General features: G+C 65.6%; 22 protein-coding genes. 14 read left to right on the top strand and 8 right to left on the bottom strand.

All coding sequences use genetic code 11. The annotated features are described in order from the left end of the window. The first annotated feature begins 91 nt into the window (after positions 1-91). Positions 92-1,222 carry an aromatic ring-hydroxylating oxygenase subunit alpha gene (locus K7G82_RS01465; protein WP_222988034.1) on the top strand — a complete coding sequence of 377 codons (1,131 nt, stop codon included), beginning with the start codon at positions 92-94 and terminating at the stop codon, positions 1,220-1,222. 21 nt (positions 1,223-1,243) lie between these two features. On the opposite strand, the gene K7G82_RS01460 is transcribed toward K7G82_RS01465, so the two are convergent. Further along, on the bottom strand, positions 1,244-1,669 hold the full coding sequence (locus K7G82_RS01460; protein ID WP_222988033.1) for a response regulator: 426 nt from the start codon (positions 1,667-1,669) through the stop codon (positions 1,244-1,246). 87 nt (positions 1,670-1,756) lie between these two features. Between K7G82_RS01460 and K7G82_RS30160 the strand changes: the two genes are divergently transcribed. Genes K7G82_RS30160 through K7G82_RS01445 form a run of 3 tightly spaced genes read left to right on the top strand, consistent with a single transcriptional unit; the run spans position 1,757 to position 4,539 of the window. After that, complete coding sequence (locus K7G82_RS30160) at positions 1,757-3,040, top strand: pseudouridine synthase (RefSeq protein ID WP_222988032.1); 1,284 nt, start codon at positions 1,757-1,759, stop codon at positions 3,038-3,040. A gap of 1 nt (position 3,041) precedes the next feature. Beyond that, entirely contained in the window at positions 3,042-3,578 is a 537-nt protein-coding gene (rsmD, locus tag K7G82_RS01450; protein ID WP_222988031.1) for a 16S rRNA (guanine(966)-N(2))-methyltransferase RsmD, read from the top strand. Positions 3,579-3,606: 28 nt separating this feature from the next. After that, positions 3,607-4,539 carry a DMT family transporter gene (locus tag K7G82_RS01445; protein ID WP_222988030.1) on the top strand — a complete coding sequence of 311 codons (933 nt, stop codon included), beginning with the start codon at positions 3,607-3,609 and terminating at the stop codon, positions 4,537-4,539. Here the strand turns inward: K7G82_RS01445 and K7G82_RS01440 are convergent. Both K7G82_RS01440 and rhtA read right to left on the bottom strand, forming a co-directional pair. Continuing rightward, positions 4,499-5,767, bottom strand: a complete 1,269-nt coding sequence (locus K7G82_RS01440) for an MFS transporter (protein ID WP_222988029.1) — start codon at positions 5,765-5,767, stop codon at positions 4,499-4,501. The genes K7G82_RS01445 and K7G82_RS01440 overlap by 41 nt on opposite strands. Before the next feature lie 55 nt (positions 5,768-5,822). Next, positions 5,823-6,716 (bottom strand): threonine/homoserine exporter RhtA, encoded by an 894-nt coding sequence (rhtA, locus tag K7G82_RS01435; RefSeq protein WP_222988028.1) that lies wholly within the window; start codon positions 6,714-6,716, stop codon positions 5,823-5,825. Between the two features lie 56 nt (positions 6,717-6,772). Between rhtA and K7G82_RS01430 the strand changes: the two genes are divergently transcribed. From K7G82_RS01430 to K7G82_RS01420, 3 genes are all read left to right on the top strand, one after another. Next, the gene (locus K7G82_RS01430; RefSeq protein ID WP_222988027.1) at positions 6,773-7,333 is read left to right on the top strand and encodes a helix-turn-helix domain-containing protein; all 561 of its coding nucleotides are present in this window, start codon (positions 6,773-6,775) and stop codon (positions 7,331-7,333) included. 211 nt (positions 7,334-7,544) lie between these two features. Further along, positions 7,545-8,660: a GGDEF domain-containing protein gene (locus K7G82_RS01425; protein WP_222988026.1), complete on the top strand. Its 1,116-nt coding sequence runs from the start codon at positions 7,545-7,547 to the stop codon at positions 8,658-8,660. 65 nt (positions 8,661-8,725) lie between these two features. Continuing rightward, the gene (locus tag K7G82_RS01420; RefSeq protein ID WP_222988025.1) at positions 8,726-11,002 is read left to right on the top strand and encodes an ATP-dependent helicase; all 2,277 of its coding nucleotides are present in this window, start codon (positions 8,726-8,728) and stop codon (positions 11,000-11,002) included. A gap of 6 nt (positions 11,003-11,008) precedes the next feature. On the opposite strand, the gene K7G82_RS01415 is transcribed toward K7G82_RS01420, so the two are convergent. Next, a complete protein-coding gene (locus K7G82_RS01415) occupies positions 11,009-11,677 on the bottom strand; it encodes a hypothetical protein (protein WP_222988024.1) in 669 nt (222 codons plus the stop codon). 188 nt (positions 11,678-11,865) lie between these two features. Here K7G82_RS01415 and K7G82_RS01410 point away from each other — a divergent pair, with 188 nt between their 5' ends. The 7 genes from K7G82_RS01410 to K7G82_RS01380 all read left to right on the top strand — a co-directional run bounded on the left by K7G82_RS01410 (position 11,866) and on the right by K7G82_RS01380 (position 19,272). Further along, entirely contained in the window at positions 11,866-12,546 is a 681-nt protein-coding gene (locus K7G82_RS01410; protein ID WP_425517238.1) for a L,D-transpeptidase family protein, read from the top strand. Between the two features lie 176 nt (positions 12,547-12,722). Beyond that, positions 12,723-13,838, top strand: a complete 1,116-nt coding sequence (locus K7G82_RS01405) for a DUF47 family protein (RefSeq protein ID WP_222988372.1) — start codon at positions 12,723-12,725, stop codon at positions 13,836-13,838. A 15-nt stretch (positions 13,839-13,853) separates the two neighbouring features. Then, positions 13,854-14,861: an inorganic phosphate transporter gene (locus tag K7G82_RS01400; RefSeq protein WP_222988022.1), complete on the top strand. Its 1,008-nt coding sequence runs from the start codon at positions 13,854-13,856 to the stop codon at positions 14,859-14,861. 58 nt (positions 14,862-14,919) lie between these two features. Continuing rightward, positions 14,920-15,414 (top strand): pyridoxamine 5'-phosphate oxidase family protein, encoded by a 495-nt coding sequence (locus K7G82_RS01395; protein ID WP_222988021.1) that lies wholly within the window; start codon positions 14,920-14,922, stop codon positions 15,412-15,414. A 304-nt stretch (positions 15,415-15,718) separates the two neighbouring features. Continuing rightward, on the top strand, positions 15,719-17,002 hold the full coding sequence (locus K7G82_RS01390; protein WP_222988020.1) for an MFS transporter: 1,284 nt from the start codon (positions 15,719-15,721) through the stop codon (positions 17,000-17,002). Continuing rightward, positions 16,999-17,919: a cysteine synthase A gene (gene cysK / locus K7G82_RS01385; RefSeq protein ID WP_222988019.1), complete on the top strand. Its 921-nt coding sequence runs from the start codon at positions 16,999-17,001 to the stop codon at positions 17,917-17,919. Before K7G82_RS01390 ends, cysK begins: the two co-directional genes overlap by 4 nt. A gap of 24 nt (positions 17,920-17,943) precedes the next feature. Continuing rightward, positions 17,944-19,272 (top strand): cell wall hydrolase, encoded by a 1,329-nt coding sequence (locus K7G82_RS01380; RefSeq protein WP_246623165.1) that lies wholly within the window; start codon positions 17,944-17,946, stop codon positions 19,270-19,272. A gap of 346 nt (positions 19,273-19,618) precedes the next feature. Here the strand turns inward: K7G82_RS01380 and K7G82_RS01375 are convergent, their stop codons facing one another. The 4 genes from K7G82_RS01375 to K7G82_RS01360 all read right to left on the bottom strand — a co-directional run bounded on the left by K7G82_RS01375 (position 19,619) and on the right by K7G82_RS01360 (position 22,668). Beyond that, positions 19,619-21,034, bottom strand: a complete 1,416-nt coding sequence (locus K7G82_RS01375) for an NAD(P)(+) transhydrogenase (Re/Si-specific) subunit beta (protein WP_222988018.1) — start codon at positions 21,032-21,034, stop codon at positions 19,619-19,621. 1 nt (position 21,035) lies between these two features. Then, positions 21,036-21,317, bottom strand: coding sequence for an NAD(P) transhydrogenase subunit alpha part 2 (locus K7G82_RS01370; protein ID WP_222988017.1), 282 nt, complete (start codon positions 21,315-21,317; stop codon positions 21,036-21,038). 88 nt (positions 21,318-21,405) lie between these two features. After that, positions 21,406-22,533, bottom strand: coding sequence for a Re/Si-specific NAD(P)(+) transhydrogenase subunit alpha (locus K7G82_RS01365; protein WP_222988016.1), 1,128 nt, complete (start codon positions 22,531-22,533; stop codon positions 21,406-21,408). Positions 22,534-22,542: 9 nt separating this feature from the next. Then, positions 22,543-22,668: an aa3-type cytochrome c oxidase subunit IV gene (locus tag K7G82_RS01360; protein ID WP_222988015.1), complete on the bottom strand. Its 126-nt coding sequence runs from the start codon at positions 22,666-22,668 to the stop codon at positions 22,543-22,545. Positions 22,669-22,928: the final 260 nt, after the last annotated feature.

The following is a 22,928-nucleotide window of genomic DNA, read 5'->3' as shown; positions in this document are numbered from 1 at the left end:
CCCCTGCAATTTCCGCGGGAAACTATAGAAATTCTGCGATATGCCTAGCCCCAGAACGACCGGAATACCGCGAACGGAGAGGAATGGCGGCATGAACGCGCTCACCCCCACACCGGGCCAGCTCGCGCTGGCTGATGCGATCGCGCATGGCTGCCCGCGCAGCGGCGAAGGCATCACCAGCGTGCCCGCCTCCGCCTATACCGATCCCATCCGTTTCGCGGCCGAGCAGGAACATCTGTTCCGGAAACTCCCGCAGGTGATCGCACCATCGGCACTGTTGCCGCGCCCCAATATGGCGGTGCCGCATGACGGCTTCGGCACGCCTTTGCTGATCGCGCGCGACGGCAAGGGCGTGGCGCATGTGTTCCGCAATGTCTGCCGGCATCGCGGCACGCGGCTGGTGGAGGGTGGCGAGACCGTCTGTGCGCCCCGGCTCGTCTGCCCCTATCATGCCTGGACCTACAAGCTCGACGGATCGCTGTCCGGCATGCCCAGGCCGGACAGTTTCCCCGATCTCGAAAAGCAGGATTTCGGTCTGGTCGAACTCCCGACCTTCGAGGCGGGCGGGCTGATCTGGTTCTCCTTCGCCGAAGGGGCCGACTTTGCGGGCGCCGAGATGCTGTCGCACGATTTCGATGCCTTCGCGCTCGGCGGCCAGCACCTGTTCCGCCGCAAGACGCACGATGTGCCCGCCAACTGGAAGCTGATCATGGACGCGTTCCTGGAAAGCTATCACGTCCAGCGGCTGCACGCGGACACGATCGGTCCCTTCTTTCAGGACGGCGTGACCAGCGGCGACACGATCGGGCCGCACCAGCGCTCCGCGGTCGGCCGCGAAGCGGCGGTCGCGGCGCTCGACCTCGGCGACTGGCAATCGCTGCGCGCCAGCATCACCTTCGCCTATCAGCTCTTTCCCGCAACCGTCATCATCGTCAGCCCCGATTATGTGAACCTGATGGTGCTGATGCCGCGCGGCGTGGACCGCGTGCTGGTGGAGGATTTCATGCTGATCCCCGAACCGCCGGCGACCGACAAGGCGCTGGCGCATTGGGAACGAAGCTGGACGCTGCTCGACGAAGGCGTTTTCGCCGGCGAGGATTTCCGCGCTGCCGCGCTCGGGCAGGAAGGCCTGGCATCGGGCGCGATCACGCACATGACCTTGGGCACGCTGGAAACCGGCATCCGCGTCTTCCACGATACGGTGGAAGCGCATCTGGGCTGACGCGATACCGCGCGACGCCGCTCAAAGCGCGTAGAGGCTCAATCCCTGCGGCAATCGGCGTGGTTTCTTTCCGCCGAGCGTCGCATCGATCACCGAGAGCGCATCGAGCAGTTCGCGATGGCCATAGGGCTTGGCGAGGCAGCCGATCGACAGGTCCGGCGCGTCGACGGGGCAGCTCGCGGTCACGAACATCAGCCTGATGCCGTGCGGCTTCACCGCACGGGCCAGATCGACGCCGTCGCGCTCGCCCGTCAGCCGCACATCGCTCAGGATCAGATCGAGCGGCTGGGCCTCGATCACCGCCATCGCATCGCGATAGCGATCGACCGTCGCGACGACCTGATAATCGGCCTGGGTCAGCGCATGTTCCAGGTCGAACGCGACCAGCGGCTCATCCTCTACGATGAGCAGTCGATTGATCAGCCTTTGCTTGCGCCCAAACAGCATCTATGCGCTTGTCCTCTCGCGACACGCGTAGCGCATAGCCGCTCGCGCAAGAGCGCGCATTGATTCATTTTGTTCCGGAGTCCGCCCGTGCCCCCGCCGCCGCGCAATGCGAAGAACAGCCGCAAAGGCGGCTCGAAAACCGGTTCCAGATCGGGTTTCAAGGGAGCCCCGCAATCGGGCGCAAAGACCGGTGACGGGCGCAGCGCCAAGCCGGGGCCGAAGCGCGATGTCGATGATGGCTCGAAGCTCTATTCGCGGGGTGAAGCGAAGCGCGGCGCGGCACGAACCGCGAAGCCCCAGGCAAAAAGCGGTTCAGGACGCGATGGCGACGCCGGCGCGAAACCTTTTGGCAGGACCGATGCGAAGCGTGGCGCCGATGCAGGTGCGAAGCCCCGTGCCCGGACCGATGCAAGGCGCGATGCCGATCCGGCTGCGAAGCGCAGCGGCAAACCCGATCCGCGGCGCAGCCCCGATGCCGACGCCCGATCCCAGCGGAATCCGGACCGACGGCGCGGCACCGATCTCGGCGCGAAATCCCATGGCCAGCCCGATCCACGACGCCCTGCCGCCCCCCGGCCGAAATCCCATGCCAAACCCGTCGCCAGCGCCGGCCCGAATGCCGGTGCACACGCCGTTTCCCAGGGTGATTCGAAAGCCGGCCAGCGCATTGCGAAGCTGCTCGCGCGCGCGGGCATCGCGTCGCGTCGCGAGATCGAGCGGATGATCGGCGAAGGACGAATCGCGCTGAATGGCGTGCCGCTCGAGACCCCCGCGACGATATTGCCGAACCTGAACGGCATCACCGTCGATGGCGCGGCGGTGCAGGCGGCGGCCCCCACCCAGCTGTTCCGTTATCACAAGCCATCGGGGCTGCTGACGGCGGAGCGCGATTTCACCGGCCGTCCGACCATCTACGATCGGCTGCCCGAAGGACTGCCGCGCGTGATCCCCGTCGGGCGGCTGGACCTCAACACCGAAGGGCTGTTGCTGCTGACCACCGACGGCGAACTCAAGCGGCAGCTCGAACTGCCGCGCACCGGCGTCGTCCGCAGCTATCGCGCCCGCGCCTATGGCCAGGTGTCGCAGGCGCAGCTTGAGGACCTGATCGAAGGCGTCGAGATCGAGGGCGTCCGCTATGGTTCGATCGACGCCAATCTCGAACGGCGGACCGGCGCCAATGTCTGGGTCGAGATGAGGCTGACCGAAGGCAAGAACCGCGAAGTCCGTCGCGTGCTCGAACATCTGGGCCTGCAGGTCTCGCGCCTGATCCGGACATCCTACGGCACGCTCTCGCTGGGCGATCTGCCGAGCGGCGCGGTCGAGGAAGTGCCCCAGCATGAGCTCGTCGCGTTCAGGAAGGCGCTGAAATGATATGCGGATAATCGCGGGCGACTGGCGCGGACGGGTGTTGCGCGCGCCCGTCGGACAGGCAACCAGGCCGACCAGCGACCGCACGCGCGAGGCGCTGTTCTCGATGCTCGCGAGCCGGCTGGGCGGTTTCGACGATCTGCGCGTGGCCGATCTGTTCGCGGGAACCGGCGCACTGGGCTTCGAAGCCCTGTCGCGCGGCGCCGCGCGCTGCACCTTCGTCGAGCAGGACCGCACCGCGCTGACGACGCTGCGCGCCAATGCCGATGCGCTGAAAGCCGGCGATCGCGCGGACATCCGCGCGCAATCGGCGCTGTCGCCGCTTGCCGGCCCCTTCGATCTCGTCATGCTCGATCCGCCCTATGAGACCGGGCTGGGCCAGCAGGCGCTGGCGGCGCTTGCCGAGCGCGGCGCGATCGCGCCAGGTACCTGGGCCAGCCTGGAGACCGGCGCGCGCGAAACCGTCGAAATCCCCGGATTCTCGATCGCGGTCGAACGCGTCCACGGCAAGGCGAAGCTGACGCTGCTGACGATGGATTGACGCGTCGCCGGTTGGAGCGAGGGGAGTGATGACGAACGGCGATCGCCGGATGAGCGCGGGCGACTGGATCATCCTGCTGGTGCTCACGATCCTGTGGGGCGGCGCCTTCATCTTCATAGAGATCGCGTTGCGCGGATTTCCGCCGATGACGCTGGTGTTCGTGCGCCTGACGCTCGCCACTGCCCTGCTATGGGGATATCTGCGCCTGCTCGGGCGGCGCGTGCCCGGCGGCGTCGCTATGTGGCGCGACTATTTCATCCTCGGCTTCCTCAATCTCGCCTTCCCCTTCATCCTCGTCACCTGGGGAATGACCGAGATTTCGGCCGGCCTGGCGTCGATCCTCAACGCCACCACGCCATTATGGGGCGTGCTCGTCGCCCATCTCCTCACCCATGACGAAAAGGCGACGCCGGCGAAGCTGATCGGCATCGGCTTCGGCGTCGTCGGTGTGGCCGTGATGATGGGCGCCGACGCGCTGGACGGAGTGGGCGCGAATCTTCTGGCGCAGATCGCCTGCCTGGTCGCATCGCTGTCCTACGCGCTCGCCGTCATCCATGGTCGTCGTTTCGCGGACCGCGGCGTCGCGCCGATCGAGGTGGCGACGGGCCACCTCGCCGCCGCCGCGCTGCTCATGCTTCCGCTCGCGATCGTCTTCGATCGCCCCTGGACGCTGCCGATACCGGGGGTGGACGCCCTTTTCGGCATGGTCTGCCTCGTCATATTGTCGACCGCGATCGCCTATATGCTCTATTTCAGGCTGCTCGCATCGGCGGGCGCGACCAATTCGCTGCTGGTCACCTTCCTGATCCCGGTCTTCACCGTCATGCTCGCCGCGCTCGTGCTCGACGAGACGACAACGGCACGTCAATGGGCGGGAATGGCGCTGATCGCCCTTGGCCTGGTGGCGATCGACGGCCGGCTCAGTCGCGGGCGCGCAGCACCAGCAGCGCCACCAGGCTGATCGTCGAGGCCCCGGCCAGATACAGGCCGACCCAGAGCAACCCGCCATATTCGGACAATGCCTGCGCGGCGACCGGCGTGAGACCGCCGCCGACGATGCCCGCCACGTTGAAGGCCAGCGACACCCCTGTGTAGCGCACGCGCGCCGGGAACAGGCCGGGCAACCAGGCGCCGAGCGGGCCATAGACGAAGCCCATGACGAGCAACGCGACGCTGAGCCCGATGAAGATGATGACCAGCGATCCGGATTCGAGCGCGGGCGCGAGCAGCAGGCCGGTGATGATCGCCGCGACCGTGCCGTAGATCAGCACGCGGCCGGCGCCGATCCGATCGGACCACCAGCCGGCAAGGCAGATGCCGAGCCCCATGAACAGGATCGCGCCGATCTGCATCGACAGGAAAACCTGCCGATCGATACCAAGCGTCTTCGTCGCATAACCAAGTGCGAAGGCGGTGGAGAGATAATAGACCGCGAAACAGGCGATCACGCCGAAGGTGCTGCCCAGCGTCACCTTCCAGTGGTCGCGCAGCAGCTCGCCCAAGGGCACGGCGGGCGGCGGGCCTTCCTCCAGCACCGCCGAGAAGGCCGGCGTCTCGGTGATCTTCAGCCGCACCCACAGCCCCAGCCCGACCAGCACGATGCTGAGCAGGAACGGTATGCGCCACCCCCAGGCCAGGAACTGATCGGTCGTCATCATCGCGCCCAGGATCAGGAACAGGCTGTTGGCGGCGATGAATCCCACCGGCGCGCCCAGCTGCGGCACCATGCCATAGCGCCCGCGCCAGCCCGGCGGCGCATTCTCGACGGCGAGCAGCGCCGCCCCGCCCCATTCTCCGCCCAGTCCGAAGCCCTGGCCGAAGCGCAGGATGTTAAGCATGATCGGCGCCCATATGCCCGCCGTCGCATAGGTCGGCAGGAAGGCGATCAGCAGTGTCGATCCGCCCATCAGCATCAATGAGGCGACGAGCGTCGATTTTCGGCCGATACGATCGCCATAATGACCGAACACCCAGGCGCCGACAGGCCGCGCGATGAACGCGGTGCCCAGGCTGGCATAGGAAAGCAGCATCTCCATGCCCGGATCGCTTGACGGGAAGAAGAGCTGGCCGAACACCAGCGCCGCCGCGGTCGCATAGATGTAGAAATCGTAGAATTCGACCGATGTGCCCACCAGGCTCGCAAACAGGATGCGGCGGTTGGACGGTGCGGATACGCTCTGTGTGGTCATGGCCCTCTCCCCGAAGGGGCCATAGCCGCATCTCCGCCGGCAGCGAAAGCGGGAATCAATCCGCCGGCGGAACCGGGTGCTCCGTACCCCGCGCCGTCAGCGAGGCGCCGACCGAAGCCGCCACGATCGCGCCGATCGCGAGCCATTGCGGCAGGGCGAGCCGTTCGCCCAGCAGGATCAGGCCGGACATCGCGCCGATCGCCGGCTCGATGCTCATCAGCGTGCCGAACAACCCGGTGGGCATGCGCGTCAGCGCCATCATCTCCAGCGTATAAGGCAAGGCCGTCGACAGGACGGCGACGCCCAGCGCCATCGGCAGCACCGCGGGATTGAGCAATGCGGAACCGGCGTCCGCCACGCCCACCGGCACCACAATCACCGCCGCGATGATGGTGCCCCAGGCGACGCTTCCGGCGCCGAGATCGCCGCCCGCCTTCTTCCCGAACAGGATATAGCCGGCCCAGAAGGCGCCGGCCGCCAGCGCGAAGGCGGCCCCCACCGGATCGACATCGCTGATCCCCGTTCCGATCGGCAGCAGCAGCAGCAGGCCGGCGGCCGCGAGCGCCACCCAGAGGAAATCGATGGGCCGGCGCGATCCGAACAGCGCCACCGCCAGCGGCCCGACGAACTCCAGCGCCACCGCGACACCGATCGGCACGGTGCGCAGCGACATGTAGAAAAGCAGGTTCATGCAGCCCAGCGCGGTGCCGTACAGCAGCAATGCCCTACGCTCGCCGATGCGCGGCATGCTGCGCCAGGGCCGCATCGCGACGATCAGGATCACGGCGCCCAGGCCAAGCCGCAGCGCGCTCGCGCCGGGCGCGCCGACCAGCGGGAACATGTGCTTGGCGATCGAGGCGCCCGTCTGGATCGACGCCATCGCGATGACCAGCAACAGGATCGGATACGCGAGACCGCGCCCGCCCGCTCCGGTCATGCTTCCGGCCATGACTTGCCCCTTCGAAAATTGTGCAGCATAATGCACAAACCAGTATGAGCAATATATTGCACAGTCAACCCCGCCCGCCCCTTCTCGCGCATGTCGCGAGCAATCTGCGCCGCTATCGTGGCGCGCGCGCAATGAGCCAGGACGCGCTGGCAACCGCATCTTCGGTCAGCCGCCGGATGATCGCGGCGATCGAGGCCGGAGACGCCAATGTCAGCCTGGCGACGCTCGACCGGCTTGCGGAGGCGCTCGACGTCCGTTTCTCCGATCTTGTCCAGGGCCCCGCCGGCGCCAATCCCGAACGGATCGAGGCGCTGGCCTGGGCCGGCGACGATCCGGCGAGCCAGGGAACATTGCTGTCGAGCTTCACGGCCGCAAACGAGGTCGAGGTCTGGCGCTGGTCGCTCGGCGCGGGCCAGAGCTATCTGCCCGTCATTCACGGCCCGGCCTGGACCGAGACGGTGTGCGTGACGCAAGGCACACTGATCATCCATTTCATCGACGGCCCATTGACCATCGGCACCGGCGATTTCCATGCCTATCGCTGCGACGACACCACCCGTCGGTACGAGAATCCCGGCCCGGAGGCCGTACACTTCTTCCGCACGATCGCGCATTGATCCGCACTTCGGCGATGCCGCGATCGATCGCTTCGCTGAATCTGGCGGCATTCGAACGCTTTGTCGCTGGATAAATGGAGAAATTTCGCAACTAAGGACTCGGCGCGAAGGCAAACCGCCTTTATGGGGGTGGGAGTTCGGACTTGAGTGGGGAGCGGTCCGGGTCGTCGCGGTGGGGACCGAAAGCGACAGCGCCCGGATCGGTATCGGTATGAGCGAACATGAAAGCATAGCGAGGCGGATCGCCCGATGGGTCGGCGCCTCCGGTGAGAATGAAGAGGACGGGCAGCACGCCCAGGACGGATCGTTCGCGCGCATCAGCGAGCAACGGCGCCGGCTGTTCGACGAGATCGGCGATTTCCTGTTCGCGCACGATCTGGATCTGACGCCGCTCAATTTCAGCCTTGCGAGCGATTATCTGACCGGCAACAATCACCGGATCGCGACAGCGGTCGCGGCCCGGCTCGGTGCGGCCGGCACGATCACCGACAGCTGGGCCGAAGCGCTGGTCGCCGCCGAGCAGAATACCGAACTGACGGCGGATGCGCTCCGCGCGATGATCGAGCGCGTCGAGGCCAATCTGGGAGACGCCGCGACGGTCATCGACCGTTCGCACATGTCGGCCAAGGATTACGGCAAGGCCCTGGCCGGCGCCGCCGAGGATCTGAGCGAGGACGGCGGCAATTCCGGCGTATTCCTGAAACTGCTCAACCTTACCGAGTCGATGATCAAGGAAACCCGCGACATCGAGAAGGATCTGCGCGATCAGCAGAAACAGGTTCAGTTGCTCGAAAAAAGCCTGGCGAGCGCCCGCCACGCCGCCGAACACGACCATCTGACCGGCCTGCCCAATCGCCGGGCCTTCGAGGCGCGGCTGACCGAGCAATCCAATGCCGCGCGCGCCGACGGCAAACCACTCACCATAGCCTTTTGCGACATCGATCATTTCAAGGCGGTCAACGATACGCACGGTCATGAAACCGGCGATCGCGTACTGAAACTGGTTGCCGACATCCTTGCGGGCATCTCGGGCGAAGCCTGTCATGTCGCCCGCCATGGCGGTGAGGAATTCGTGATGCTGTTCCGCGACATGAATTGCGATCAGGCCTTCGACATCGTCGACGAGACGCGCGCGAGCCTGGCGCAACGCAGCCTGGTCAATCGCGATACGGGCAAGCGGCTGCCGACAGTGACCTTCTCGGCCGGAATCGCCGATGTACTGCTGCACGAAGATCCGCGCGCCGCGCTCAAGGCCGCCGACCAGGCGCTGTATCTCGCCAAGAAATACGGCCGAAATCAGGTGAGGGTCGCGGAAGACCAGCAATAGTTTTTGCGCCGGATCATGCCGCAGGGCGCTTGCCCCGGCCGCCCATGTTCCCTAACTGTTCGCCGGTGACCGTTCCCGCACCCTCCCCCGACGAACCGCCCTATCTGCGCGGACTGAATGCCCCGCAGCGCGAAGCTGTGCTGACCACCGAAGGCCCGGTGCTCGTCCTGGCCGGCGCCGGCACCGGCAAGACAGCGGCGCTCACCGCGCGGCTCGCGCATCTGCTCTACACGCGCAAGGCCTGGCCGTCGGAGATCCTGTCGGTCACCTTCACCAACAAGGCGGCGCGCGAGATGAAGGAGCGCGTCGGCCGACTGGTGGGCGACGTGGTGGAGGGCATGCCCTGGCTCGGCACTTTCCATGCGATCGGCGCGAAGATGCTGCGTCGCCATGCCGAGCTGGTCGGCCTGCAATCCAATTTCACCATTCTCGACACCGACGACCAGATCCGCCTGCTCAAGCAGCTTATCGCCGCCGCCGATCTGGACGAGAAGCGCTGGCCGGCCCGCCAGCTCGCCGGGCTGATCGACGGGTGGAAGAACAAGGGCCTCACCCCCGACATGCTCGACGCCGGCGACAGCGAACTGTTCGCCAATGGCCGCGGCCAGGAACTCTATCGCGCCTATCAGGATCGGCTGCGCGCGCTCAATGCCTGCGATTTCGGCGATCTGCTGCTCCACATGCTGACGATCCTGAAAGCGCATCGCGACGTGCTGGAACAGTATCAGCAGCGCTTCAAATATATCATGGTGGACGAATATCAGGACACCAATTCGAGCCAGTATCTGTGGCTGCGCCTGCTCGCCCAGGCCAGCAAGAATATCTGCTGCGTCGGCGACGACGATCAATCGATCTATTCGTGGCGCGGCGCGCAGGTGGAGAATATCCTGAAGTTCGAACGGGATTTCCCCGGCGCGGCGGTGATCCGGCTGGAACAGAATTACCGATCGACCTCACACATCCTGGCGGCGGCATCGGGCGTGATCGCCAACAATGCCGGGCGTCTGGGCAAGACGCTTTTCACCGACGCCGGCAGCGGCGAGAAGGTGGAAGTGATCGGCATATGGGACGGCCCGGAGGAAGCCCGGCGCGTCGGCGACGAGATCGAGGCGCATGTGCGCGGAGGCGGATCGCTCGACGACACCGCCATCCTCGTCCGCGCGCAACACCAGACGCGCGAGTTCGAAGACCGGTTCATCGCGATCGGCCTCAATTACCGCATCGTCGGCGGCTTCCGCTTCTATGAGCGGCAGGAAATCCGCGACGCGCTCGCCTATCTCCGCATCGTCCACCAGCCCGCCGACGACCTCGCCTTCGAACGCATCGTCAACGTGCCCAAGCGCGGCCTGGGCGACAAGGCGCTGGCGAAGCTGCACATGCTGGCGCGCGCGCAGGGCATCCCGCTGACGCTCGCCGCCGCGCGCATCCTCGACACCGACGAGATCACGCCGCAGGCACGCCGCGCGCTCGGCAATTTCATCGGCGACGTCGCGCGCTGGCGCGACATGGCGAACACGCTGCCCCACCCTGAACTGGCGCGCCAGATCCTCGACGAGAGCGGCTATACCGCGATGTGGCAGGCCGAACGGTCGGTCGAGGCGTCGGGCCGGCTGGAGAACCTCAACGAACTCGTCCGCGCCATGGAGGAATATGAGACGCTGGGCGCGTTCCTCGAACATGTCAGCCTGGTGATGGACAACGACGCCACCGCCGAGGATCCCAAGGTGACGGTGATGACGATCCATGCCGCCAAGGGGCTGGAATTCGACACCGTCTTCCTGGTCGGCTGGGAGGAAGGCGTCTTCCCCTCGCAGCGCGCGCTCGACGAAGGCGGGCTCGCCAGCCTGGAGGAGGAGCGCCGGCTCGCCTATGTCGCGATCACGCGCGCACGCCGCCGCGCGGTGATCATGCACGCCGCCAACCGCCGCATCTACGGGCAATGGACGAGCAGCATCCCCAGCCGCTTCATCGGCGAACTGCCCGGTGAGCATATCGTCGAGCAGAACAGCATGTCGGGCGGCGAAAGCCTGTGGCGCGCCAACTGGTCCGAGCGCGCCGATCCCTTCGCCTCGATCGCGCGGGGCACGGGCCGCGGCCCCGGCTGGCAACGCGCAGCGACGGCCGGCAGCTTCTCCGCGTCGCCCAAGCGCGTGACCGAGGCACGCGCCAGCGCGGTCAGCCTGGGCAACAAGGGGCGCAGCGACATCAGCCTGGGCATGCGCGTATTCCACCAGAAATTCGGCTATGGCACCGTCGCGGAGATCGAAGGCAACAAGCTGGAGATCGATTTCGAGCAGGCCGGCCGCAAGCGCGTGATGGACAGCTTCGTCACGATCGACTGAGCAAGCTCAACTGAAGAGAACCGCGCCGATACTGGCGGCGACAAGGCTTTCGATCATCGCCAGCGACGCTTGCCACAGACCCTGCCAGCGCGAAACGCGCAGATGCTTGGAAAACCAGTCGATCTGGAGGCTGCCATACCAGAGCAGGGTCGCGACGATCATCGCCACGCCGATCGGCGGCGCCCACACCCAGTGAAGCTGAACCAGGATCGCGGCGATACCGAGCACCAGCGCGAAGGGCGCCGCGATATAGCATTGACTGTAAAAGGGCGGCCGCAGCGTCGCACGCTCCAGCCCGATACGCTGCCCGCGCACCAGACGCGTCGCCATGATCAGCGGAAACAGGCCGAAGATCACGACGCGGAGCAGCACCAGATTGGTATCGCTGTCGATGAGCCCGGCCAGACCGACCTTGTCCCGCACGATGCTGTTTTCGCCGACCACCGCCAGTTCGATCGCATGGCCGAGCACCAGCGTGAGCAGCAGGAACAGGGGCGGGCTCAAAGTATCGGTATATTGCCGGTCCTCTGAGTCGCCGAGTTCGGTATCGGCATAGTCCATCATCCTGCGCGGATGCCGCAGCGCCCGCCACAAAGTGACCGGATAGAAGACCAGCCACGACATCACCTCGTAGAGCAGTTCGTCGAGCGATCGCAGCAAAGTGAAGAAATTCATCGCGTCTTGTCGCCTTCACGCCTTCGCACGACCTGAACAGCCGTTCGAACCCATCGCCGTTTACCAGTTAACATTTCGAAGAGCGGTCGTCCCGTCCCGGCACAGCGGAAATCCGCCCCTTCTTCTCACCCGCCATTTGAGTAAACAAATTGTAAATGGGCTTCTGGAGATCGGCGGTGGCAAGCAAGGTGAAGAGCGCGATCGGCGCGGGCGTGAAGACCTTCCTGGCGGTCTGCCTGCTCGGCGGCGCCGTCGCCGCCAGCGGATTGCCGACCAGGATGCTTCCCGCCATGTCCCCGAAGCCAGCGCCGGCAAAGGCCGAAACCCCGGCAAAGCCGACAATCACGCCGAAGGCGGAGATCAAGCCGATCGCGGCGGCTGCCCCGGTCGAGCATGCCGAGCCCGATCATTATGCCATCAAATCGGCGCTCCAGATCGACGGCCCCCTGAAGCACGGCGACTATGTCTGGAACGACGAGGGCGTGCCGCAAGGGCCGATCCTGATCACTGTCGATCTGACCGCGCAGACGCTCTCGGTCTTCCGCGACGGCTATGAGATCGGCGTCGCCGTTATCCTCTACGGCGCCACCGACAAGCCCAGCCCGCTCGGCACCTTCCCGATCACGCAGAAGAAGAAGCATCATATCTCCAACCTCTACAATGCGCCGATGCCCTATATGCTGCGCCTGACCAATGACGGCGTCGCGATCCATGGCAGCGACGTGAAATGGGGGTCTGCCACTCATGGCTGCATCGGCGTGCCGACCGAATTCGCCAAGCTGCTGTTCGATCAGGTGAAGCTGGGCGACCGCGTGATCGTGACCGACGGACAGATGCTGCAGGTGGGTGCGAAACTGCCCGCGGCCTGACCCGGAAGAACCGGTCTTTCGCGTCGCCGACGATGCGCCCGGGGCAAGCGCATTTTCCGTTGTGACAATTGCGTGACACTTACGCTACAGGCTTATGACAGAAGACCTTGATCGTTTCGGGCCGGACCGGTCCGAAATGCGAATCGGGGCCTCAACCCTATGAAAAGAGCCTGATCATCCGGCAGATCGCCGCCCTTCCCTATTCGACCGACGAAACCGGTGCGATGCGCATCCTGCTGATCACATCGCGGGATACGCGGCGCTGGGTGATTCCCAAGGGCAATCGGATCAAGGGGCTTGCCGCGCATCGCGCCGCGGAGGTGGAGGCATTCGAGGAAGCCGGCATCGCCGGCGTCGCCTGCCCCGCGCCGCTCGGTCGTTATCGCTATCGCAAGAATCGGCGCGATGGCTCCGCGAAGACCGCGACGGTCGAGGTGTTTCCGCTCGCCGTCACCGAACAATCGAGCCATTGGCCGGAGCGCGACGAGCGCGAAACGCGCTGGTTCTCCGTCACCGAAGCCGCCGAGGCGGTGGACGAAATCGATCTCAAGGCGATCATCGCGGCCTTCAGGGAGCCGCCACCGGCCCCCGGGCCGTTCTATCGCGCAATATTATGGCTCCGCGAACAGGGAGCGGAAAGGATACCCATGCTGCGCTGGTTCCAGGCGTTGATGCCCAAACAGGGCCGTTTCTTCGAACAGTTCGAGGATCATGCCGCGACGCTCGTCGCGGGCGCCGATGCGCTCGCCAAGCTGCTGAAGGGTGGCCCGGACATGGCGATCCATTGCCAGGAGATCATCGATCGCGAGCATGAGGCGGACGACATCATCCGCGACGTGCTGCAGGATGTACGCCGCACCTTCGTCACCCCCTTCGATCGCAGCGCGATCACCGATCTGATCGGCGTGATGGACGACGCCATCGACCAGATGAACCAGACCGCCAAGGCGATCCAGCTCTACGAAGTCACCGAATTCCCGCCGCAGATGCAGGATATGAGCGCGATCATCGTCGAAGCGGCGCGGATCACGGCCGAGGCGATGCCGCTGCTGCGCTCGCTCAACATCAACGCGCCACGCCTGCACGACCTGACCGAACGGCTGGTCAAGCTGGAGGGCCATGCCGACGAGATCCACGAAGCGGGCCTCAAGGCGCTGTTCAAGGCCGGCAGGAAGGGCGACACCATGGCCTTTATCGTCGGGCGCGAACTCTATAGTCATCTGGAGAAGGTCACCGACCGGTTCGAAGACGTCGCGAACGAGATCCAGGGTCTCGTGATCGATCACGCCTGAGCCGCACGCCACACCATGGACGCCGCACAAATCGCCTTTCCCCTGCTGATCGCGCTGATCGGCGTCGCACTGGCATTCGATTTCCTCAACGGGCTGCACGACGCCGCCAATTCGATCGCGACGATCGTCTCGACGCGCGTGCTGCGCCCGCAATATGCGGTCGCCTGGGCCGCCTTCTTCAACTTCATCGCCTTTCTGTTCTTCGGGCTGCATGTCGCCGAAACCGTCGGCAAGGGCATCGTCGAAGCCAATATCATCGATGCACAGGTGATCTTCGGCGCGCTGATGGGCGCGATCAGCTGGAATCTGATCACTTGGGCACTCGGCATCCCGTCGAGCAGCAGCCATGCGCTGATCGGCGGCCTGCTGGGCGCTGGCACCGCGAAGGCCGGGCTGAGCGCGGTGGTGTGGAGCGGCGTGTTCAAGACGAGTGCCGCGATCGTGATGTCGCCCGCCGTCGGCCTGATCCTGGCGCTGCTGCTCGTGCTCATCATCTCCTGGCTGTTCGCGCGCTTCACCCCGCTCGCCGCCGATCGCTGGTTCCGCAAGATGCAACTCGTCTCCGCCTCGCTCTATTCGCTCGGCCATGGCGGCAATGATGCGCAGAAGACGATGGGGATCATCGCGGTGCTGCTCTATTCGCAGGGCATGTTGCAGGGCGATTTCCATGTACCCTTCTGGGTGGTGATCTCGTGCCAGGCCGCGATGGGGCTCGGCACGCTGTTCGGCGGCTGGAAGATCGTCCACACTATGGGATCGAAGATCACGCGGCTGACGCCGGCCCAGGGCTTCTGCGCGGAAACAGGCGGCGCGATCACCCTTTTCGCCGCCACCCATTTCGGCATTCCGGTTTCGACGACGCACACCATCACCGGTGCGATCGTCGGCGTCGGCGCATCTCGCCGGCTGTCGGCGGTGCGCTGGAACATCGCATCGAGCATCGTCGTCGCCTGGGTGGTAACCCTGCCCGCCGCCGCCGCGATCGGCGCTCTGTTCTACTGGTTGACGGGCTTCTTCGCCTGAACGGAACCGCCCGCCCATACGGCTCGTTCGCGCTCCATCCTCGAGAATGGAGCGTATCATGCCGAATCCGCAGGAACTCGAAGCCCGTTTCTGGAAGGCGTTGAAATCCGATCGCACGATGATGCTCGGATTGGACGGCATTGCCGACGGCCACGCGCAGCCGATGACCGGGCTGACCGAAACCGATGCCGGACGCGGCCCGATCTGGTTCTTCACCACCAGGGACAACGCGCTGGTCCGCGAGATGCGGCTGGGCCATCGCGCGATCGCACATTTCACCTCCAAGGGCCACGACCTGTTCGCGACACTGCACGGCGATCTCCTGATCGAGAGCGATCGCGGGATGATCGACAGGCTGTGGAACCGCTGGGTGGCCGCATGGTTTCCCGGAGGCAAGGATGACCCCCGGCTCGAGCTGATCCGGCTCGATCCCGAACGCGCACAGATCTGGCTCGACGAAAACAGCCTGTTCGCGGGCGCGAAAATGATGCTCGGTCTGGGCGACCCCAAACAGGATTACAAGGACAAGGTGGCAGAGATTACGCTGGGCTGACGCCAAGCTTTCCTGGCTTTGCCCGGAGCCTGATTCACGCCTCCGCCGGAATCGCAAAGCGCTTCCAACCGAGGCGATCAGGCGTACCTGCCCGGAGCCTGATTCACGCCTCCGCCGGAATCGCAAAGCGCTTCCAACCGAGGCGATCAGGCGTACCTGCCCGGAGCCTGATTCACGCCTCCGTCGGAATCGCAAAGCGCTTCCAACCGAGACGATCAGGCGTACCTGCCCGGAGCCTGATTCACGCCTCCGTCGGAATCGCAAAGCGCTTCCAACCGAGGCGATCAGGCTCTAGGAGGCGAGCGTGGAGAAACCCGCGCATCCCTTCGCATTCCGCGATTTCCGCGCCTATTTCTTGGCGCGGCTGACCTCAACGCTGGCCCAGATGGCGATGGTCATCGTCATCGGCTGGCAGGTCTACGACCTTTCGCGCAGCCAGTTGGGCATGACCACCAAGGAGGCCGCGCTCCAGCTCGGCCTGATCGGCGTCGCCCAGTTCCTGCCGCTGCTGATCCTGACCCCCGTGGTCGGCTGGGTCGCAGACAAGGTGGACCGGCGCTGGATCGCGCGGCTCTCGGTGGCGCTGGAGGCAGGCTGCGCGATCGCGCTCGGCTGGTTAAGCTGGTCCGATACGATCGGCCTGCCAGCGCTGTTCGGCGTCGCCGCGCTGCTGGGCGTCGCGCGCGCCTTCGCCAGCCCCGCATTGCAGGCTCTGGCTCCCAATTTGATTCCCCTCGCCTCCCTGCCCGCCGCGATCGCCATGAGTTCGCTCGCCTGGCAGTCGGGATCGGTCTTCGGTCCCGCCCTAGGCGGCTATCTCTATGCCGGGCATCACGCCCTGCCCTATGCGGTATGCGCCGCGCTGTTCGTGACCGCCTTCACCGCACTGATGACGATCCGGCCGATCCGACGCAGCACGATCACGGGCGATGCACGCCCCTGGCAGCAGATGCTCGACGGCTTGCGCTATGTGCGGCGCAATCGGCTGGTGTTCGGTGCCATCTCGCTCGATCTCTTCGCCGTGCTGCTCGGCGGCGCGACCGCGATGTTGCCGGTCTATGCGCGCGACATCTTGCATGTCGGCGCCGAAGGGCTCGGCCATCTGCGGGCCGCCCCGGCACTGGGCGCGGTTTTCGTTGCGCTCTGGTTCGCCTGGCGTCCGCTGCGCCAGGATGTGGGTACGAAATTGCTGATCGGCGTCGCCATATTCGGCGCGGCGACGATCGGTTTCGGTATCTCGCGCAACATGGCGTTGTCGCTCGCGATGCTCGTCCTGCTCGGCGCCGCGGACATGCTGTCGGTCTATGTGCGACAGTCGCTGATCCAGATCTACACGCCCGACGACATGCGCGGGCGCGTCGGTGCGGTCTCGACCCTGTTCATTTCCGGCTCCAACGAACTGGGCGAGGCCGAGTCCGGATTCCTTGCCGCACTGATCGGGCCCGTCGCGGCGGTTGTCGCCGGCGGAATCGGTGCCATATTGGTGGCAGGGCTCTGGGCGCGCTGGTTTCCCGAACTGCGCGCCGCGCGGACCTTTGCCCCGCCAAAAACTCTCGAGGACATACCCCTGAAGGAGACTGCGACATGAAGGCCGCATCGATACTCGACACGATCGGAAACACCCCGCACATCCGCGTGAACCGCCTGTTCGGCGACGCGGAAGTGTGGATCAAGTCGGAGCGCGCCAATCCCGGCGGCTCGATCAAGGACCGCATCGCGCTGGCGATGATCGAGGCGGCCGAAGCGTCAGGCGACCTGACCCCCGGCGGCACCATCGTCGAACCGACATCGGGCAATACCGGCGTCGGCCTGGCGATGGTCGCGGCGGTCAAGGGTTACAAGCTGATCCTGGTCATGCCCGAAAGCATGTCGCTGGAACGCCGCCGCCTGATGCTCGCCTATGGCGCCACCTTCGACCTCACCCCCAAGGAAAAGGGCATGAAGGGCGCGATCGAGCGCGCGATGGAACTGGTCGATCAGACGCCCGGCGCATGGATGCCGCAGCAGTTCGAGAATCCGGCCAATATCGACGTGCATGTCCGCACCACGGCGCGAGAGATCCTGCGCGACTTCGCCGATACGCCGATCGACGTGCTCGTCACCGGCGTCGGCACCGGCGGCCATATCACCGGCTGCGCCGAGGAACTGAAGCGCCACTGGCCCTCGCTCAAGGTCTATGCGGTCGAACCGACGCTTTCGCCCGTCATCTCGGGCGGTCAGCCCGGCCCGCACCCGATCCAGGGCATCGGCGCGGGTTTCATTCCCGCCAATCTCCACACCCAGGCGATCGACGGCGTGATCCAGGTCGATCCGGCCGACGCCAAGGAGATGGCGCGCCGCGCCGCGCGTGACGAGGGCATGCTGGTCGGCATCTCCTCGGGCGCGACGCTTGCCGCCATCGCGCAGAAGCTGGGGGAACTTCCTGCCGGAAGCCGCGTTCTGGGCTTCAATTACGACACCGGCGAGCGTTACCTCTCGGTGCCGGATTTCCTGCCCGAAAGCTGAGGCGGAAGGCGAAGCCCCATATTGATGCAGACAGCCATCGCTGACGCCCCGAAGCCCGTGGCGCCACCGGCCGATATTCTCGGCCGGGCGATGCTGCTCGTCATGTCACTGGGCCTGCTGGCGGCCGCCTGGGTGGTGGCACGGACCGATCCGGTCTTGCCGCCCCAGACGGTCGCCCAGGGACGACCACCAACGCCACCACCGGCCGTCGAGCCGCTCGAACTGAAGGCGGTGGCGCCGCAGGACGCGGTCGCGATCAACGCCGCCGTCCCCTTCTCCACCGCGCCCAATCCGGCGGCACGTCCGTTTTTCCTGGCGTCGTCCTCTCCGGATTATGCGCGTTCGGCCGACTGCCTTGCCGCGGTCGGCCTGTACGAAGCGGGATCGGGCGACGCCGATGGGCAGCGCGCGGTGATTCAGGTGGTGCTCAACCGGCTGCGCCATCCCGCATTCCCCAAGACGATCTGCGGCGTGGTGTTCCAGGGATCGGAGCGCAGCACCGGCTGCCAGTTCACCTTCACCTGCGACGGCGCGATGCGCCGCATTCCCTCCGCCGACGCCTGGGGCCGCGCCCGCGCGGTCGCCGAACAGATGCTCGGCGGCCATGTCTATACGGCGGTCGGCAACGCCACCCATTATCATACCGACTGGGTGGTCCCGTACTGGAGTGCGAGCCTCGACAAGGTGACGGCGGTCGGCACGCATCTGTTCTTCCGCTGGGCGGGCTGGTGGGGCACGCCCCCGGCGTTCCGCAACCATTATGCGGGCGGGGAACCCGCGATCGCCAAGCTCGCCGGCCTGTCGGAAGCGCATCGCGGCAATGCGGTGCAGATGGCGGACGGCACCGCCACCCCCGTCGAGATGACCGCCAATCCGGTGCTGCTGGCGCGATACGACAAGACGATCGTGCGCGACGGCGACAGCTTCATCGTGCCCTTCGGCCGCAACGCCTCTCCCGACAGTTTTCCCAGCCTCGCGCTGGCGGCGTGCGGCACGCTCGACCATTGCAAGGTGATGGGTTGGGCCGAGATCGCGGAAACGCCGCGCAGCTTCCCGATCGATCCCGCCGCGCTGGCGGGCATGTCGTTCAGCTATCTGCGCAACCGCAAGACCGGCTTCGAAAAGGCGCTGTGGAACTGTGACGAGTTCGACCGGGCCGACAAGCGCGATTGCATGAAGCCGCGCACGATCGCCGCACAGGAAACGCGCGCGCCGCGCGCCGGCAAGGAGCGCGTCAGCCTTCAGGATCTGCGCACCGCGCTGCTCAAGCCTACGCCAGAACCGGATGCGCCCGTCGCCATGCCGCCGCGCCCCAAGGCGAAACCGATCCCGATGGCGACCGACGAGCCCTGAAGCCTCCTCGCCTCGCCCCGGATCGCGATCCGGCACGCACATCTCTATCCGGATATGATCGTTCGAGCGAGGTGGAGGTCGGCATTCCCGCCAAAACGGAGTCGTTCCTTCCATCCGTCATGCCAGCGCAGGCTGGCATCCCTCACGGGATCAAGCGCGATCTCGTTGAAGGATGCCAGCGAAGCTTACCGCAGGCGGCGTCGAAGGGCTCGCGTGACGATGAAGATGGTCCCTGGAGCGCTGGAAGCGGATAACGGCATGCTCCAGGCTTTTGTTTTGTCGCGATTTTAGCTGCGCCGGCCTGCGGCTCAAGTCGTTCGATGATTCCATCGAACGACAAATCGCTCTAGTGGCCCAGCGACTTGACGATTTCCTCGACCATCTTCTTGGCGTCGGCGAGGAGCATCATCGTGTTGTCCATGTAGAAGACGTCGTTGTCGACGCCGGCATAGCCGACACCGCCCATCGAACGCTTCACGAACAGCACGGTCTTGGCCTTTTCGACGTCGAGCACGGGCATGCCATAGATCGGCGAGGTCTTGTCGGTCTTCGCCGCCGGGTTGGTCACGTCGTTGGCGCCGATCACGAAGGCGACGTCGGTCTGCGCGAATTCGGAGTTGATGTCCTCCAGTTCGAACACCTCGTCATAAGGCACGTTCGCCTCGGCCAGCAGCACGTTCATATGGCCGGGCATGCGGCCGGCGACCGGGTGGATCGCATATTTCACGCGCACGCCCTGCGCCTTGAGCAGGTCGCCCATCTCGCGCAGCGCGTGCTGCGCCTGCGCGACCGCCATGCCGTAACCGGGCACGATGATCACCTGTTCGGCCTGGCCCATCAGGAAAGCGGCATCCTCGGCGGAGCCGCGCTTCCACGGGCGGTCCACCTTGGCGGCGCCGCCCGATGCCTCGGGCGCGGCGCCGAAACCGCCCGCGATCACCGAGATGAAACTGCGGTTCATCGCCTTGCACATGATGTAGCTGAGGATCGCGCCCGACGAGCCCACCAGCGCGCCGGTGATGATCATCGCGCTGTTGCCCAGCGTGAAGCCCATCGCGGCGGCGGCCCAGCCCGAATAGCTGTTGAGCATCGAGACCACGACCGGCATGTCCGCGCCGCCGATCGGGATGATCAGCAGGAAGCCGATCAGGAAGCTGAGCGCGGTCACCGTCCAGAACACCCAGGGGCTCTGGTCGGTCACGAAATAGGCGATCAGGCCCAGGATCGCGGCCAGCGTACCCAGATTGATGACGTGGCGGCCGGGCAGCATGATCGGCGCGCCCGACATGTTGCCGTTCAGCTTCAGGAAGGCGATGACCGATCCGGAGAAGGTGATCGCACCGATCGCGATACCCAGCCCCATCTCGATCCGGCTCACCGCGAAGATCTCACCCGCCGCGTCGACGATATGGAAGGCTTCGGGATTGAGATAGGCGGCAGCCGCGACGAGCACGGCGGCAAGGCCGACCAGCGAGTGGAAGGCGGCGACGAGCTGCGGCATATCGGTCATCGCGATCTTGCGTGCAGTGACGAAGCCGATGGCACCGCCTACCGCGATCGCGCCGAGGATCTCGGGCAGGCTGGCGATCTCGTGCGTCACCAGCGTGGTGACGACCGCCAGCGCCATGCCGAACATGCCGAAACGGTTGCCGCGGCGGCTGGAGGCCGGGCTCGAAAGCCCGCGCAGCGCCAGGATGAAGCAGACGCCCGCGATCAGATAGGCGAGCGCGACGAAGGGATTGATGGGAGCAGCCTCGTGCATCTCAGCGCTCCTTCTTCTTGTACATGGCGAGCATGCGTTCGGTGACCGCGAAACCGCCGAAGATGTTCACGCTGGCCAGCGCCACCGCGATCAGGCCGAGCCATTTCGCCGAAGGCGATCCCGCCGCGGCGCTGGCGATCAGCGCGCCGACGATGATCACCGATGAAATCGCGTTCGTCACCGCCATCAGCGGCGTGTGCAGCGCCGGCGTCACCGACCAGACCACATAATAGCCGACGAAACACGCCAGCACGAAGATCGACAGGATCGAAATGAAGTCCATAGTTCCTACCCCCGTTGGTCCCGAGCGAAGTCGAGGGACCTTGCGCAGCGTGTCTCGACTTCGCTCGACACGAACGGTCTTAGAATGACTAACCCAGCAACCTCTGGTTCACGACCGCACCATCCTTGGTCAGCCGGATCGCCTGCGTGATCTCGTCCTCGTCGGGCAGCACCGGGCGGCCCGCTTCCTTGTCCCAGAAGGCGCTCAGGAAGTTGAACAGATTGCGCGCGAACAGTGCCGAGCTATCGGCGGCGAGCCGGCTCGGCACGTTGCGGTGGCCGACGATCTTGACGCCGTGCTTCACCACGATCTCGCCCGCGACCGCACCCTCGACGTTTCCGCCCTGCTCCACCGCCAGATCGACGATCACGCTGCCCGGCTTCATCGTCGCGATCTGCGCGTCGCTGATCAGCCGCGGCGCGGGGCGCCCCGGGATCAGTGCAGTGGTGATGACGATGTCCTGCTTGGCGATATGCGCGGAGACCAGTTCGGCCTGCGCCTTCTGATATTCCGGCGACATCTCGGTCGCATAGCCGCCCGAACCTTCGCCCTCGATCCCCGCGACATTCTCGACGAAGATCGGCTTGGCGCCGAGCGACAGGATCTGTTCCTTGGTGGCGGAACGCACATCGGTCGCGGAAACCTGCGCACCCAGCCGCCGGCCGGTCGCGATCGCCTGGAGGCCGGCGACGCCGACGCCCATGACGAACAGCTTGGCCGCCGAAACCGTGCCCGCCGCCGTCATCATCATCGGAAAGGCGCGGCCATATTCGGCCGCCGCGTCAAGCACCGCCTTGTAGCCCGACAGGTTGGACTGGCTGGACAGGATGTCCATCGACTGCGCACGCGTGATGCGCGGCATGAACTCCATCGCCAGCGCCTCGACGCCGGCCTTGGCATAATCGTCGACGCGTGCGCGCTCGCCGAACGGATTGAGCCCCGCGACCAGCCATGCACCGGGCTTGACGCCCTTCAGGCTGGCGGGCGACGGCCCCTGGACGCCGAGCACAATGTCGGCATCCTTGAGCGTCTCGCCACGCGTGCCGACGCTCGCGCCCATCGCCGCATAATCGGCATCGGCGATCGACGCATCGCCGCCGGCGCCCGATTCGACCGCCAGCGTCGCTCCCAATGCGATGAATTTCTTCACCGTCTCCGGCGTCGCCGAAACACGACGTTCGCCGGCCGCGTCCTCCTTAAGGACCGCGATTTTCATGTGCGTGCGTCAGCTAGCGAGGAGATAGACGACGAGCATCACGACAAGCGCGCTCGCAACGGTTCCCCATTTGAACAGGCCAATAAAGCCGTCATAGGTCTGCTGATGTGCCTTCATGTCGCCATTGCCAGCCATGTTCAATGTTCCCCTGCCAACATTCTAGTCCGGGGTGCCTTAGCCAGCAAAGCCGGCCGCCTCAAGCCCCGCTGATCGCAACTTTGCGGGCGGATCTTCTCTTCGCATGCCATATGCCATCCCAGCGGAGCCCATGCGTCCCGAACCGGCCCGAACGCCGTGATCAAGTGATCCTTCGCGGCGACATGCGCGATCGGACGAAAAGCCGGCTGTCATCGCCCGGCTTTAAGCCTGTCTTTACCACCCCCATGGCATATCGT

The sequence above is a fragment of the Sphingomonas colocasiae genome (genome assembly GCF_019880585.1).
Lineage (GTDB): Bacteria > Pseudomonadota > Alphaproteobacteria > Sphingomonadales > Sphingomonadaceae > Sphingobium_A > Sphingobium_A colocasiae.
Note: the sequence above shows the minus strand (reverse complement) of the source record. Positions and strands in the feature narration are given on the sequence as shown.

Coding starts and splice junctions, on each gene's coding strand:
- K7G82_RS01375 (WP_222988018.1), bottom strand. CDS start 21,034: ATGCACGAGGCTGCTCCCATCAATCCCTTCGTCGCGCTCGCCTATCTG.
- K7G82_RS01370 (WP_222988017.1), bottom strand. CDS start 21,317: ATGGACTTCATTTCGATCCTGTCGATCTTCGTGCTGGCGTGTTTCGTC.
- K7G82_RS01425 (WP_222988026.1), top strand. CDS start 7,545: ATGAGCGAACATGAAAGCATAGCGAGGCGGATCGCCCGATGGGTCGGC.
- K7G82_RS01400 (WP_222988022.1), top strand. CDS start 13,854: ATGGACGCCGCACAAATCGCCTTTCCCCTGCTGATCGCGCTGATCGGC.
- rsmD (WP_222988031.1), top strand. CDS start 3,042: ATGCGGATAATCGCGGGCGACTGGCGCGGACGGGTGTTGCGCGCGCCC.
- rhtA (WP_222988028.1), bottom strand. CDS start 6,716: ATGGCCGGAAGCATGACCGGAGCGGGCGGGCGCGGTCTCGCGTATCCG.
- K7G82_RS01380 (WP_246623165.1), top strand. CDS start 17,944: ATGCAGACAGCCATCGCTGACGCCCCGAAGCCCGTGGCGCCACCGGCC.
- K7G82_RS01415 (WP_222988024.1), bottom strand. CDS start 11,677: ATGAATTTCTTCACTTTGCTGCGATCGCTCGACGAACTGCTCTACGAG.
- cysK (WP_222988019.1), top strand. CDS start 16,999: ATGAAGGCCGCATCGATACTCGACACGATCGGAAACACCCCGCACATC.
- K7G82_RS01360 (WP_222988015.1), bottom strand. CDS start 22,668: ATGGCTGGCAATGGCGACATGAAGGCACATCAGCAGACCTATGACGGC.
- K7G82_RS01440 (WP_222988029.1), bottom strand. CDS start 5,767: ATGACCACACAGAGCGTATCCGCACCGTCCAACCGCCGCATCCTGTTT.
- K7G82_RS01460 (WP_222988033.1), bottom strand. CDS start 1,669: ATGCTGTTTGGGCGCAAGCAAAGGCTGATCAATCGACTGCTCATCGTA.
- K7G82_RS01465 (WP_222988034.1), top strand. CDS start 92: ATGAACGCGCTCACCCCCACACCGGGCCAGCTCGCGCTGGCTGATGCG.
- K7G82_RS01445 (WP_222988030.1), top strand. CDS start 3,607: ATGACGAACGGCGATCGCCGGATGAGCGCGGGCGACTGGATCATCCTG.
- K7G82_RS01395 (WP_222988021.1), top strand. CDS start 14,920: ATGCCGAATCCGCAGGAACTCGAAGCCCGTTTCTGGAAGGCGTTGAAA.
- K7G82_RS01365 (WP_222988016.1), bottom strand. CDS start 22,533: ATGAAAATCGCGGTCCTTAAGGAGGACGCGGCCGGCGAACGTCGTGTT.